Origin of the sequence: Enterobacter sp. RHBSTW-00593 (assembly GCF_013784105.1) — a bacterium.
In the GTDB taxonomy this organism is placed as follows: Bacteria; Pseudomonadota; Gammaproteobacteria; order Enterobacterales; family Enterobacteriaceae; genus Enterobacter; species Enterobacter ludwigii.
Map to the genome: position 1 here is coordinate 3872589 of NZ_CP056393.1, position 13199 is coordinate 3885787.

The following is a 13199-nucleotide window of genomic DNA, read 5'->3' on the forward strand; positions in this document are numbered from 1 at the left end:
ACGACGGGCCTTTTTTGATGAAAGATTGCTTATTCGCGGAACAGCGCTTCGATATTCAGACCTTGTCCCTGCAGGATTTCACGCAGGCGACGCAGACCTTCAACCTGAATCTGACGAACACGTTCACGGGTCAGGCCAATTTCGCGGCCGACGTCTTCCAGTGTTGCAGCTTCATACCCCAGTAAACCGAAACGACGTGCCAGCACTTCACGCTGTTTGGCGTTCAGTTCGAACAGCCATTTGACGATGCTCTGTTTCATGTCATCGTCCTGCGTGGTGTCTTCCGGACCGTTGTCTTTTTCATCGGCCAGGATGTCCAGCAGCGCTTTTTCGGAGTCGCCACCCAACGGGGTGTCAACGGAGGTAATGCGCTCGTTGAGACGCAGCATACGGCTTACGTCATCAACCGGTTTATCAAGTTGTTCGGCGATCTCTTCCGCGCTTGGCTCGTGGTCCAGTTTATGGGACAACTCGCGCGCAGTACGCAGATAGACGTTCAACTCTTTGACGATGTGAATCGGCAGGCGAATCGTACGGGTTTGGTTCATAATCGCCCGTTCGATGGTCTGACGAATCCACCAGGTCGCGTAGGTTGAGAAACGGAACCCGCGTTCCGGGTCAAACTTCTCAACTGCGCGGATGAGACCTAAGTTGCCCTCTTCAATCAGATCCAGCAGAGCCAGACCTCGATTGCCGTAACGACGGGCAATTTTCACGACCAGACGCAAGTTACTTTCAATCATGCGACGGCGCGAGGCAACATCACCACGCAAAGCACGACGTGCGAAATAGACTTCTTCTTCGGCCGTTAACAGTGGGGAGTAACCAATCTCCCCAAGGTAAAGCTGAGTCGCGTCCAGTACACGCTGTGTGGCGCCCTGCGATAACAGCTCTTCTTCAGCCAAATCGTTATCACTGGGTTCCTCTTCTACTAAGGCTTTTTCATCAAAAGCCTCTGCTCCGTTCTCATCAAATTCCGCATCTTCATTTAAATCATGAACTTTCAGCGTATTCTGACTCATAAGGTGGCTCCTACCCGTGATCCCTGAACGAGACACCCTGGCTGGCATGCCCCGTCAACTTATCGCTGCGGCAAATACTGCAGCGGGTTTACGGATTTCCCCTTGTAACGAATTTCAAAATGCAAGCGTGTAGAACTGGTGCCGGTGCTACCCATGGTAGCGATTTTTTGCCCCGCCTTAACTTCTTGTTGTTCCCGGACCAGCATTGTGTCGTTATGGGCGTAGGCACTCAGGTAATCATCGTTATGTTTGATGATAATAAGATTACCGTAACCGCGCAGAGCGTTACCGGCATATACAACACGACCGTCTGCGGTCGCGATAATAGCCTGTCCCTTATTCCCTGCGATATCGATCCCTTTATTTCCTCCCTCGGAGGAAGAGAAGTTTTCGATAACCTTGCCGTCAGTTGGCCAGCGCCATGCAGAAATTGGCGAACTGGAGGTCATACTGCTGGCAGTCGGTTCAGTAGAGCTAACCACAGGTGCCGTAGTCGGTGCTGTGACAACAGTCGCAGTCCCTTTATTATTCGGCAACATTTTGTTAGCAGTCTGATCACCTGAATCCTCAGAATACGTAATTACCGGTTGTGAAGCAACCACCGTGGTGGATTTTTGTGCAGGCTTAACGCTGTTATTTTGCGCAGTGACATCGGCCGCTGAAACGGTGTTGCCAGGCGTGAGCGGCGTACCCGTCGCATTGCCCACCTGGAGCGTCTGGCCGACTTCCAGACCATACGGGGCCTGGACGTTATTACGCTGCGCCAGGTCACGGAAATCGTTCCCGGTGATCCACGCAATATAGAACAGCGTGTCGCCGCGTTTTACGGTATAGGTGCTCCCACCGGTATAGCTACCTTTCGGAATGTTCCCATACTGGCGGTTATACACTATGCGGCCATTTTGAGTCTGCACAGGGTGTTCCACTGGCTGAACCTGTGTTGGCTGCGTAACAGGAGGCTGCATTGGCTGAATGGGCGGATTTTGTTGTGCCGCAGCAGTGCCCATTTTAGGCGGAGGCGTGATCAACATTCCGCTGGACGTGTTACCCGAGCTGCTGGATCCCCCCACGGAACTGACGGGCGCAGGTGCATTATTAGAACTTGTACAGCCTGCCAGCCAGAGCGAAACCAGTGATAATGCCGCAACACGGCTGATGGTGAATTTAGGGCTTCCCGCGCTCATTTATCCCCCAGGAATGTGTTAACTACCAGTGACTTAAAATTTACCGTGATGACACGAATCTTTCGCGCCACACCATACGCTGAATTTGCCTTAATAACCCTGGATAATTCTGAGTCTCAGGCCAACTCCCCCTTTACCAGAGGAACAAAGCGCACGGCTTCCACGGTATCGATAATAAACTCGCCGCCACGCCGACGAACGCGCTTCAGGAGCTGTTGCTCGTCCCCGACAGGCAGAACAAGAATGCCGCCTTCATCCAGCTGCGATAACAGAGCAGCGGGAATTTCAGGTGGAGCAGCCGTCACGATGATCGCGTCAAACGGGGCGCGTGCCTGCCAACCCTGCCATCCATCACCGTGTCGTGTCGAAACGTTATGTAAATCAAGTTGTTTCAGGCGACGACGCGCCTGCCACTGCAAACCTTTAATACGCTCAACGGAGCAGACATGGTGCACCAGATGCGCCAGGATCGCGGTTTGGTACCCCGACCCGGTGCCAATTTCCAGCACGCGCGAATGGGGCGTGAGCTCCAGCAGCTCCGTCATACGCGCCACCATGTAAGGCTGTGAAATCGTCTGACCCTGCCCGATAGGCAGCGCCACGTTTTCCCACGCTTTGTGTTCAAACGCCTCGTCTACAAATTTCTCACGCGGCACCTGGGCGAGCGCGTCGAGCACATGCTCGTCGCGGATCCCCTGAGCGCGTAGCTGTTCCAGAAGAGTTTGTACACGTTTGCTTACCATTGCGCGTTCACTCCTGCGCGATCCAGCCAACCCGACACCACATCATGCGCACTATACGCGGTTAAATCTACATGCAGCGGCGTAACCGAGACATATCCTTCATCAACGGCGGCAAAGTCGGTATCCGGTCCGGCGTCACACTTGTCGCCAGGAGGACCAATCCAGTAAAGCGTATTGCCACGCGGATCCTGCTGCGGGATCACCTGGTCAGCCGGGTGTCGGCTTCCGCAACGCGTTACGCGAATGCCTTTGATTTCACTCAGCGGCAGATCCGGCACGTTAATATTGAGGATGCGCCCGGTACGCAGCGGCTCGCGATTGAGCGCCCGCAGGAGAGAACAGGTCACCGCTGCCGCCGTGTCGTAGTGCGTGTGGCCGTTTAACGAAACGGCCAACGCAGGGAACCCCAGATGGCGCCCTTCCATGGCGGCGGCCACGGTTCCGGAGTAAATCACATCGTCGCCAAGATTGGGCCCGGCGTTAATACCGGAGACGACGATGTCCGGGCGCGGGCGCATCAGCGCGTTCACGCCCAGAAAAACGCAGTCGGTCGGCGTGCCCATCTGGACGGCGATATCACCATTTTCAAAGGTAAAGGTGCGAAGCGACGACTCCAGCGTCAGAGAGTTAGACGCTCCACTGCGGTTACGATCGGGTGCCACGACCTGCACTTCCGCAAATTCGCGAAGGTGTTTCGCCAGGGTCTGTATACCCGGCGCATGGATCCCGTCATCGTTACTCAGCAATATTCGCATAATCACCCGACGTGTTGATAAGTTCCCTGACAACACTGGTGGCAAAGCTACCTGCCGGCAGCCAGAAGCGTAACTCGACGGTTACGTCGTCCCACCAGTTCCAGCTCAACTGTTGCGGATAGAGCAGCATCGCACGGCGTGCCGCCTCGACTTTTTCCCGCACCAGCAGTGTTTGTAATGCCTGCATATCAGCGACGGCAGACTGCTCAGCAGCCAGCGCATCGCCCTGCGTACCCCAGTCGCCCGTGCCGGGCAAGGCTGCGGTAATCATCAGCGTTTGAGTATCCACGCGCGACTGCACATCGGCCATTTCTTCAGCCGTTGCCACAAACCAGCTCCCGCGTCCCGCTAATTGTAGCGCATCGCCGACAACAACTTGATTCGCGTCCGGTTTTTTCAGCCGTTCGCTCACAATCTGATTAAACAACGCACTGCGGGCCGCCGACAACCAAAAACTGCGTTTATTCCTGTCGCGAACCGGGGCATCGCTTTGCGCCCAGCGCAGTGCGCCGAGCAGGTTGCTGCCGCCGATACCAAAGCGCTGTGCGCCAAAATAGTTTGGTACGCCGCACGCATTGATAGCGTTCAGGCGTTTTTCCACATCGTCACGGTCCGAAATCTCACGCAGTACCAGCGTAAAATGGTTGCCCTTCAACGCGCCCAGACGCAGTTTGCGCTTATGGCGTGCGTATTCCAGTACCTTACAGCCCTCAAGCTCAAATTTGCTTAAATCAGGCATCGTATTACCCGGCACGCGCGCGCAGAGCCACTGTTCGGTGACGGCGTGTTTATCTTTCTGCCCGGCAAAGCTCACTTCGCGGGCATGAATTTTGAGGAATTTTGCCAGCGCATCGGCCACAAAACGGGTATTGCAGCCATTTTTCAGAATGCGTACCAGGATATGTTCGCCTTCGCCATCCGGCGCGAATCCCAGGTCTTCCACCACAACAAAATCTTCAGGGCTGGCTTTCAGCAGCCCGTTCCCCTGCGGTTTACCGTGCAGCCAGGTCAGGTTGTCGAAGTCCGTCATTGGCTTGCCTTCACCAGCAGCGCCACGGCCTCACAGGCAATCCCTTCACCACGACCGGTAAAGCCCAGTTTCTCTGTCGTCGTCGCTTTGACGTTAACATCATCCATGTGGCAACCCAGATCTTCTGCAATGAACACGCGCATCTGCGGGATATGCGGCAGCATTTTGGGGGCCTGAGCGATGATCGTCACATCCACGTTGCCGAGGGTGTAGCCTTTCGCCTGAATACGACGCCAGGCTTCACGCAGCAGCGCACGGCTGTCCGCACCTTTGAAGGCCGGGTCAGTGTCCGGGAACAGCTTACCGATATCGCCCAGTGCCGCAGCACCCAGCAATGCATCGGTCAGGGCATGTAATGCTACGTCGCCATCAGAATGCGCAAGCAGCCCTTTTTCATAAGGAATGCGTACGCCGCCAATGATAATTGGGCCTTCTCCGCCAAAGGCGTGTACATCAAAACCGTGTCCAATTCGCATTATGCCTTCTCCTGATGGGTCGAACGGGTAAGATAAAATTCCGCGAGCTGTAAATCTTCCGGACGCGTCACTTTTATATTATCAGCGCGTCCTTCAACCAGCTCAGGATGGAAACCGCAATACTCCAGCGCCGAGGCTTCGTCCGTGATGGTCGCACCTTCTTTAAGCGCACGCGTTAAGCAGTCGTGAAGTAATTCGCGGGGGAAAAATTGGGGGGTCAGCGCGTGCCATAAATCGACGCGCTCAACGGTGTGCGCGATAGCTTGCTTGCCCGGCTCAGCGCGCTTCATGGTGTCGCGTACCGGGGCGGCAAGAATACCGCCTACCCGGCTGGTTTCGCTAAGCGCCAGCAGGCGCGCAAGGTCATCCTGATGCAGGCACGGACGGGCAGCGTCATGGACCAGAACCCATGGTGCATCACCGGCGGCCTGAATGCCCGCCAGCACGGAATCGGCACGCTCGGCGCCGCCGTCAACAACGGTAATCTGCGGATGATTTGCCAGCGGTAACTGCGCGAAACGCGCATCACCCGGGCTGATAGCGATAATCACGCGCGTCACCCGCGGATGCGCCAGCAGCGCCGCCACAGAGTGTTCGAGGATCGTTTTATCGCCAATAGAGAGGTATTGCTTGGGACATTCTGTCTGCATGCGCCGGCCAAAACCCGCAGCCGGCACCACGGCGCATACGTCCGAAAAAGTTACTGCCATGTCGTAATCCTGGGCCTGATTATCGATTGTTTTGTGCTGAGCCCTGATTGCGTTTAGACGCATCCGGAACCAGACGATAAAAAGTTTCGCCCGGCTTAGTCATACTGAGTTCATTGCGTGCGCGTTCCTCAATCGCCTCTTGCCCACCATTGAGGTCATCAATTTCAGCAAAGAGTTGATCGTTTCGCGCCTTAAGTTTGGCGTTTGTTGCCTGCTGAGCCGCGACGTCATCGCTTACCCGGCTATAGTCGTGCAGTCCGTTTTTACCGAACCACAGCGAATATTGCAGCCAGATCAGCAAAGCCAGCAACAGCAGCGTTAGTTTACCCATCCTGCCCCCTGAAAAACGGCATCATCATCCCAAAACGCCCCCAGATCTTTTTGCCGGGGTAACAGAGATGCCGCAACATCGCGGGCAAATGTACCACATTTTTTCCGCAGAATCGCCTTGCTCAATATCGTCACACAGTTGTTTACGGTTTGAATTATGGCTGAAGTTAGCCCATGAGCCACAAAAATAACAGACCAAACATCAGAACCACCGTCACAATCGTGACCACGGTACTGTAAAGGAGTTTGCCATTAAGCAGCGAGTGCAGCGCAATACCGACGACAACCGCCACAGGCATCAGCGCCAGGAAGAAAGGCCAGGTATAGAGAAAGAAGAACAGCGTATTACCGCCGTAGATAAGAAAAGGGATGCCCAGGGCCAGCAACCACGAGACGAAGCCGACTATGGCCCCAGGAAAGGACCAGGTCGTCTCGTCGTCGGTCGCTAACGGCTCCGACCCGGTGGTAATAATGTAGTTCTCACTGTTGCGCATAGCTGATCCTGTGACCGTGACTCATCGTTCGGGAAGACAGCTCCCGAACGATACCGTCTCAGGATCTGATAATATCGTCCCGTCTGAGCAGGTCTAATAATTGGCTTACTAAATTTGTTACCAATTGTTGACCTTCCAGGTGAATTTCAGGCGATTCAGGCGCTTCGTACACCGAGTCAATACCGGTGAAGTTTCGCAGCTCTCCCGCACGCGCTTTCTTATACAGCCCTTTGGGATCGCGCGCTTCGCAAATTTCCAGCGGCGTATCGACAAACACTTCGATAAAGCGATCCTGCCCGACGCGCTCGCGCACCATCTGGCGTTCGGCACGATGCGGTGAGATAAACGCGGTCAGTACCACTAACCCGGCATCCGCCATCAGGCTGGCCACTTCCCCCACCCTGCGAATATTCTCTTTACGATCGTCGTCGCTGAAGCCCAAATCGCTGCACAGGCCGTGGCGCACATTGTCGCCATCCAGCAGGTAGGTACTGACCCCCTGCTGGTGTAGCGCCTCTTCCAGCGCGCCCGCTACCGTGGATTTACCAGAGCCGGATAGCCCGGTAAACCACAGTACCACGCCACGATGACCGTGAAGTTTCTCGCGCTGCGCGACGGTGACCGGATGAGGATGCCAGACGACGTTCTCATCATGGGCGGCCATTACTTGCCTCCCAGCAGATCGCGCGCACCCCAGTGCGGGAAGTGCTTACGCACCAGCGCATTCAGCTCCAGCTCAAAAGCGCTGAACTCAGAGGCTACCGTAGCCTGTTCATTTGGCTCACGCACCATACCGGCACCCACGGTCACGTTGGAGAGGCGATCGATAAAGATCAGCCCACCCGTTACCGGGTTCTGCTGGTAGGGATCCAGCACCAGCGGCTCGTCAAAGGTCACGTCGACCAGACCAATGCCATTCAGCGGCAGCTCGGTGACATCGCGCTGGGTCAGGTTATTGATGTCCACCTGGAACTGGATACCGTCCACGCGGGCACGGGTTTTCTTACCCGCGATTTTAATGTCGTAGCTCTGACCGGCGGTCAGCGGTTGTTCAGCCATCCACACCACATCAACGGAAGCCCCCTGCACCGCTGCCAGCGTCTCCTGAGCGTCCACCAGCAGATCGCCGCGGCTGATATCAATTTCATCTTTCAATACCAGCGTGACCGCTTCACCCGCGCCGGCTTGCGGCAGATCGCCATCAAAGGTGACGATACGGCTGATGGTGGATTCCACACCAGACGGCAGAACTTTAACGCGCTGCCCGACCGCCACGGTGCCCGACGCGAGAGTGCCGGAGAAACCGCGGAAATCAAGGTTAGGACGGTTAACGTACTGAACCGGGAAGCGCATCGGCTGGGTGTCGACCACGCGCTGGATCTCCACGGTTTCCAGCACTTCGAGCAGCGTCGGGCCGCTATACCACGGCATGTTCGCGCTCTGGGAAGCCACGTTGTCGCCTTCCAGCGCAGAGAGCGGCACAAAGCGAATATCCAGGTTACCCGGCAGCTGTTCAGCAAACGTCAGGTAACTCTGGCGGATCTCATCAAACTTCTCTTCGCTGAAGTTCACCAGATCCATTTTGTTGACCGCCACCACCAGGTGTTTGATCCCCAGCAACGTGGAGATAAAGCTGTGGCGACGAGTCTGATCCAGTACCCCTTTACGGGCATCAATCAGCAGGATCGCCAGTTCACAGGTAGACGCACCGGTCGCCATGTTACGGGTGTACTGCTCGTGCCCCGGGGTGTCGGCAATAATAAATTTGCGCTTCTCGGTGGAGAAATAGCGATACGCCACATCAATAGTGATGCCCTGCTCGCGCTCGGCCTGCAGGCCGTCCACCAGCAGCGCCAGGTCGAGTTTTTCGCCCTGGGTACCATGACGTTTACTGTCGTTGTGCAGGGAAGAGAGCTGATCTTCGTAAATCTGTCGCGTGTCGTGCAGCAGACGGCCGATCAGCGTGCTTTTCCCGTCATCGACGCTGCCGCAGGTCAGAAAGCGCAGCAGGCTTTTGTGTTGTTGCGCGTGCAGATAAGCTTCTACGCCGCCTTCATTGGCAATTTGTTGAGCAATGGTCGTGTTCATGGCGGCTCCTTAGAAATAACCCTGACGTTTCTTCAGCTCCATGGAGCCTGCCTGGTCGCGGTCAATCACGCGGCCCTGTCGCTCACTGGTGGTCGACACCAGCATCTCTTCAATGATCTCCGGCAGCGTCTGCGCACTGGACTCCACGGCACCGGTCAATGGCCAGCAGCCGAGGGTACGGAAACGCACCATCTGTTTTTTGATCACTTCGCCTGGCTGCAGGTCGATGCGATCGTCATCGATCATCATCAGCATGCCGTCACGCTCCAGCACCGGACGTTCAGCGGCCAGGTACAGCGGCACGATCTCGATATTTTCCAGATAGATGTACTGCCAGATATCCAGCTCGGTCCAGTTGGAGAGCGGGAACACGCGAATGCTTTCGCCCTTGTTGATCTGTCCGTTGTAGTTATGCCACAGCTCCGGACGCTGGTTTTTTGGATCCCAGCGGTGGAAGCGGTCGCGGAAAGAGTAGATACGCTCTTTCGCACGGGATTTTTCTTCGTCACGGCGTGCGCCGCCGAAGGCCGCGTCAAAACCGTATTTGTTCAGCGCCTGCTTCAGCCCCTCGGTTTTCATGATGTCAGTGTGTTTGGCACTACCGTGCACGAACGGGTTAATGCCCATCGCCACCCCTTCCGGGTTTTTATGCACCAGCAGTTCGCAGCCGTAGGCTTTTGCCGTACGGTCGCGGAATTCATACATTTCACGGAATTTCCAGCCGGTATCAACGTGCAGCAGCGGGAACGGCAGCGTACCCGGGTAAAACGCTTTACGCGCCAGGTGTAGCATCACGCTGGAATCTTTACCGATGGAATACATCATCACCGGGTTAGAGAATTCGGCTGCCACTTCGCGGATAATATGGATACTTTCCGCTTCGAGCTGCCGCAGGTGAGTAAGTCGTTTTTGGTCCATAACCGTTCCTTAAGCCAGATTCACCACAGAGGAGCCAAACCCCTCTGAGTCTGTTGTATGTTGAAACCAAGCGAGTGTGCTGTGCAGGTGCACCACTTCCCCTACCACGATAAGCGCGGGCATAGGGGCCTCTTTCGCCAGGGTGGCAAGATCCTGTAGCGTACCGATAGCCACATGCTGATCGACGCGCGTGCCGCGAGAAATTACGGCGACCGGCGTGGTTGCCTCTCGACCGTGTTGAATAAGTTGTTCACTGATGTCCGCCGCCTTCATCGTGCCCATATAGATAGCCAGCGTCTGACGACTCTGGGCGAGATGCGACCAGTCAAACGGGGTGCTGTCCGCCTTGTAATGGCCCGTGACAAAGGTCACGCTCTGGGCATAATCGCGGTGAGTAAGCGGTATACCGGCGTAGGCCGTCACTGCGGAAGCCGCCGTGATACCCGGGACGACCTGGAACGGCACGCCCGCTTCAGCCGCCGCCTGCAGCTCTTCCCCGCCGCGACCAAAGATAAACGGGTCGCCACCTTTAAGCCGCACCACCGTTTTGCCCGCTTTTGCCGCCGCCACCAGCATCTGGTTGGTGTCATGCTGCGGTACAGAGTGCTCGCCCGCCCGTTTGCCAACGCAGATTTGTTCTGCGTCACGGCGAATCAATTCGCGCACCCCGTCGGTGACCAGATGGTCGTAGAACACCACATCGGCATCCTGAAGCACCTGCAGGCCGCGCAGGGTCAGCAGCCCGGCATCACCCGGCCCCGCACCGACCAGAATGATCTCGCCGCCGCTACTGCCAGGGTTATCCAGCTCATCTTTGAGGATCTGCTGCGCCGCCGTTTCATTTCCGGCATGCATCAGGCTGGCAAATCGGCCGCGGAACACGCGCTCCCAGAAGCGACGGCGTTCCGTCACGCTGGTCAGGCGCGTTTTCAGATGGTTACGCCAGAAGCTCGCTTTCTCCGCCATCCGCCCAAGGCTGGTAGGCAAAAGCGCTTCAATTTTTTCCCGCAGCACGCGTGCCAGCACCGGCGCGGTCCCGCCGGAGGAGATGGCCACCAGCAATGGCGAACGGTCAACAATCGACGGGAAGATAAACGAACACAGCGGCCGATCGTCCACCACGTTCACCAGACGGTGACGGGCCTGAGCCGCCTCTGAAATACGGCGGTTGAGCTCACGGTTATAGGTTGCCGCAATCACCAGCACCACGGTGTCGATTTGCGACTCGTCGAAATCCGCCTCGTCGACTACCCGTACCTGCGCCCCCGCTCGCTGCAGAAACGCGATTTTGCGATCGGCAACCTCACCGGTGCCGACTACCAGCACAGGTCTGTCTTTTATCGCGGCAAAAAGGGGCAGATAGTCCACAAGCTACAACTCACTAACAACAAGGAATAGTGGGACTATAGGGGGCGGCTTAGATCGAATGAAATTACGAATTGGAATGAGTAGTTACTCAATGGAATAACGCCGTGGAAAAGCAAAGATCAAAAAGTGCTTAACACGCGAATTTTCGGGCATTTAAGAGCAATTCAAATTGTGTATGGTCGATCACAGTTTCATACTAGGCGGGTTAAAATTTTGCTCTGTTTTTAAGGACTCACTATGTTTTCCGCAACGCGCCACCGTATCGCTGCCCTGGCGCTCGGCGTTTGCTTTATCCTTCCGGCCCAGGCAAAAAATCAGCCCTATGGTGAAATCGCGAATATGCAGGCGCGGCATATTGCGACCGTCTTTCCGGGTCGTATGACCGGCACGCCAGCGGAAATGCTTTCCGCCGATTATATTCGCCAGCAATTTGCTGACATGGGTTACCAGAGCGATATCCGATCGTTTCACAGCCGCTACGTCTATACCTCGCGCAATAAAACAAAAAACTGGCATAACGTGACCGGCAGTACGGTCATTGCGGCGCATGAAGGTAGCGCGGCGGAACAGATCATTATCATGGCGCACCTGGACACCTACGCGCCAATGAGCGACGCCGATACCGACAATAATCTCGGCGGGCTGACGTTACAGGGACTGGACGATAACGCGGCGGGTCTGGGCGTGATGCTCGAGCTGGCAGAGCGAATGAAAGACATTCCAACCCAATACGGGATCCGTTTCGTTGCCACCAGCGGTGAAGAAGAGGGAAAACTTGGCGCGGAGAATCTCCTGAAACGCATGAGTGCCGAGGAGAGGAAAAATACGCTGCTGGTGATTAACCTCGATAATCTGATCGTCGGCGATAAGCTCTATTTCAACAGCGGACAGAGTACGCCGGGTACCGTGCGTAAACTGACGCGCGACCGCGCGCTGGCGATTGCCCGCAGCCATGGGGTGTATGCCACCAGCAACCCGGGCGGGAATCCCGGTTATCCTCGCGGAACCGGCTGCTGTAATGATGGTGAAGTGTTCGATAAAGCGGGCATTCCTGTTCTGTACGTGGAAGCCACTAACTGGATGCTGGGTAAGAAAGACGGTTATCAGCAGCGGGTGAAATCGAAGGCTTTCCCGGACGGGACGAGCTGGCATAACGTGCTACTGGATAATCAGCAGCATATTGATAGCGCACTGCCGCAGCGAGTTGAACACCGCAGTCGGGATGTGGTTAAAGTGATGCTGCCGCTGGTGAAAGAGCTGGCAAAAGCAGGGAAAGCGTAGAACAGAACATTTCCCTCACCCTTTGTTAGAGGGTGAGGGAAAAGGGAACAGAATTTACCCTTCGTGCAATCCGCACTCACGCTTGAGTCCAAAGAATCGCGTCTCTTCTTCCGCCATGCCCGGTTCCCATTTACGCGTGGTATGGGTATCGCCCACGGACAGATAACCCTGGTCCCAGAGCGGGTGGTATTTCAGTCCGTGTTTTTGCAGGTACTGGTACACCGTACGGTTATCCCAGTCGATGATCGGCAGCACTTTAAACACCCCGCGCTGAACCGCCAGCACCGGGAGCGTGGCGCGACTTCCGGACTGCTCGCGGCGTAACCCCGCAAACCAGGTCTGCGCGTTAAGCTCTTTCAGCGCCCGGTTCATCGGCTCGACCTTGTTGATCTCATTGTATTTCTCAATGCCCTCAACACCCTGTTCCCACAGCTTGCCATACCGCGCCTCCTGCCAGGCCGCGCTTTGCTCCGCGCGGTAGACTTTCAGGTTCAGCCCGAGCTTGTCCGTCAGCTCATCGATAAACTGGTAGGTTTCCGGGAACAGGTAGCCGGTATCGGTCAGGATCACCGGAATGTCCGGACGAATCTGGTTCACCAGATGCAAACTCACCGCAGCCTGAATACCAAAACTTGACGAGAGCACATAATCACCCGGCAGGTTTTCCAGGGCCCATGCCACGCGGCCTTCGGCGTCGAGCTTTTCAAGCTGCGCATTGGTTTCTGCCAGCGCCAGAATGCGATCGACTTTTGGCAGTTCATTTAGGGCGTTTAGATCGAGTACGGACATAATTACCTCTC

The 13199-nt window shown here is 56.0% G+C and carries 15 protein-coding genes; 1 reads left to right on the plus strand and 14 read right to left on the minus strand.

Going from position 1 to position 13199, the window contains the following annotated elements:
- Positions 1 to 29: 29 nt before the first annotated feature.
- The 13 genes from rpoS to cysG form a co-directional block, all read right to left on the minus strand.
- On the minus strand, positions 30 to 1022 hold the full coding sequence (rpoS, locus tag HV242_RS18555; protein ID WP_013098493.1) for an RNA polymerase sigma factor RpoS: 993 nt from the start codon (positions 1020 to 1022) through the stop codon (positions 30 to 32).
- Between the two features lie 59 nt (positions 1023 to 1081).
- Positions 1082 to 2206 (minus strand): murein hydrolase activator NlpD, encoded by a 1125-nt coding sequence (gene nlpD, locus HV242_RS18560; RefSeq protein WP_020883821.1) that lies wholly within the window; start codon positions 2204 to 2206, stop codon positions 1082 to 1084.
- A gap of 116 nt (positions 2207 to 2322) precedes the next feature.
- On the minus strand, positions 2323 to 2949 hold the full coding sequence (locus HV242_RS18565) for a protein-L-isoaspartate(D-aspartate) O-methyltransferase (RefSeq protein WP_020883820.1): 627 nt from the start codon (positions 2947 to 2949) through the stop codon (positions 2323 to 2325).
- Positions 2943 to 3704: a 5'/3'-nucleotidase SurE gene (gene surE, locus HV242_RS18570; RefSeq protein ID WP_020883819.1), complete on the minus strand. Its 762-nt coding sequence runs from the start codon at positions 3702 to 3704 to the stop codon at positions 2943 to 2945. Before surE ends, HV242_RS18565 begins: the two co-directional genes overlap by 7 nt.
- Positions 3685 to 4734, minus strand: coding sequence for a tRNA pseudouridine(13) synthase TruD (truD, locus tag HV242_RS18575; protein WP_014171393.1), 1050 nt, complete (start codon positions 4732 to 4734; stop codon positions 3685 to 3687). Before truD ends, surE begins: the two co-directional genes overlap by 20 nt.
- On the minus strand, positions 4731 to 5210 hold the full coding sequence (gene ispF, locus HV242_RS18580; RefSeq protein ID WP_014171394.1) for a 2-C-methyl-D-erythritol 2,4-cyclodiphosphate synthase: 480 nt from the start codon (positions 5208 to 5210) through the stop codon (positions 4731 to 4733). Before ispF ends, truD begins: the two co-directional genes overlap by 4 nt.
- Complete coding sequence (ispD, locus tag HV242_RS18585) at positions 5210 to 5920, minus strand: 2-C-methyl-D-erythritol 4-phosphate cytidylyltransferase (RefSeq protein WP_050737225.1); 711 nt, start codon at positions 5918 to 5920, stop codon at positions 5210 to 5212. The genes ispF and ispD overlap by 1 nt, the downstream gene beginning before the upstream one ends.
- A 19-nt stretch (positions 5921 to 5939) precedes the next feature.
- Positions 5940 to 6251, minus strand: a complete 312-nt coding sequence (gene ftsB, locus HV242_RS18590) for a cell division protein FtsB (protein ID WP_008499609.1) — start codon at positions 6249 to 6251, stop codon at positions 5940 to 5942.
- A gap of 166 nt (positions 6252 to 6417) precedes the next feature.
- Positions 6418 to 6744, minus strand: a complete 327-nt coding sequence (locus HV242_RS18595; RefSeq protein WP_014171396.1) for a DUF3561 family protein — start codon at positions 6742 to 6744, stop codon at positions 6418 to 6420.
- Between the two features lie 58 nt (positions 6745 to 6802).
- Complete coding sequence (gene cysC, locus HV242_RS18600; RefSeq protein ID WP_014171397.1) at positions 6803 to 7408, minus strand: adenylyl-sulfate kinase; 606 nt, start codon at positions 7406 to 7408, stop codon at positions 6803 to 6805.
- A complete protein-coding gene (gene cysN, locus HV242_RS18605) occupies positions 7408 to 8832 on the minus strand; it encodes a sulfate adenylyltransferase subunit CysN (RefSeq protein WP_014171398.1) in 1425 nt (474 codons plus the stop codon). Before cysN ends, cysC begins: the two co-directional genes overlap by 1 nt.
- Before the next feature lie 9 nt (positions 8833 to 8841).
- A complete protein-coding gene (cysD, locus tag HV242_RS18610) occupies positions 8842 to 9750 on the minus strand; it encodes a sulfate adenylyltransferase subunit CysD (protein WP_006811770.1) in 909 nt (302 codons plus the stop codon).
- Positions 9751 to 9759: 9 nt separating this feature from the next.
- Positions 9760 to 11109: a siroheme synthase CysG gene (gene cysG, locus HV242_RS18615; protein WP_160890560.1), complete on the minus strand. Its 1350-nt coding sequence runs from the start codon at positions 11107 to 11109 to the stop codon at positions 9760 to 9762.
- Positions 11110 to 11355: 246 nt separating this feature from the next.
- Between cysG and HV242_RS18620 the strand changes: the two genes are divergently transcribed.
- Positions 11356 to 12399, plus strand: a complete 1044-nt coding sequence (locus HV242_RS18620) for an aminopeptidase (protein WP_063858419.1) — start codon at positions 11356 to 11358, stop codon at positions 12397 to 12399.
- A gap of 54 nt (positions 12400 to 12453) precedes the next feature.
- Here HV242_RS18620 and cysH read toward each other — a convergent pair whose 3' ends face one another.
- Complete coding sequence (cysH, locus tag HV242_RS18625; protein WP_014171401.1) at positions 12454 to 13188, minus strand: phosphoadenosine phosphosulfate reductase; 735 nt, start codon at positions 13186 to 13188, stop codon at positions 12454 to 12456.
- Between the last annotated feature and the right edge of the window lie 11 nt (positions 13189 to 13199).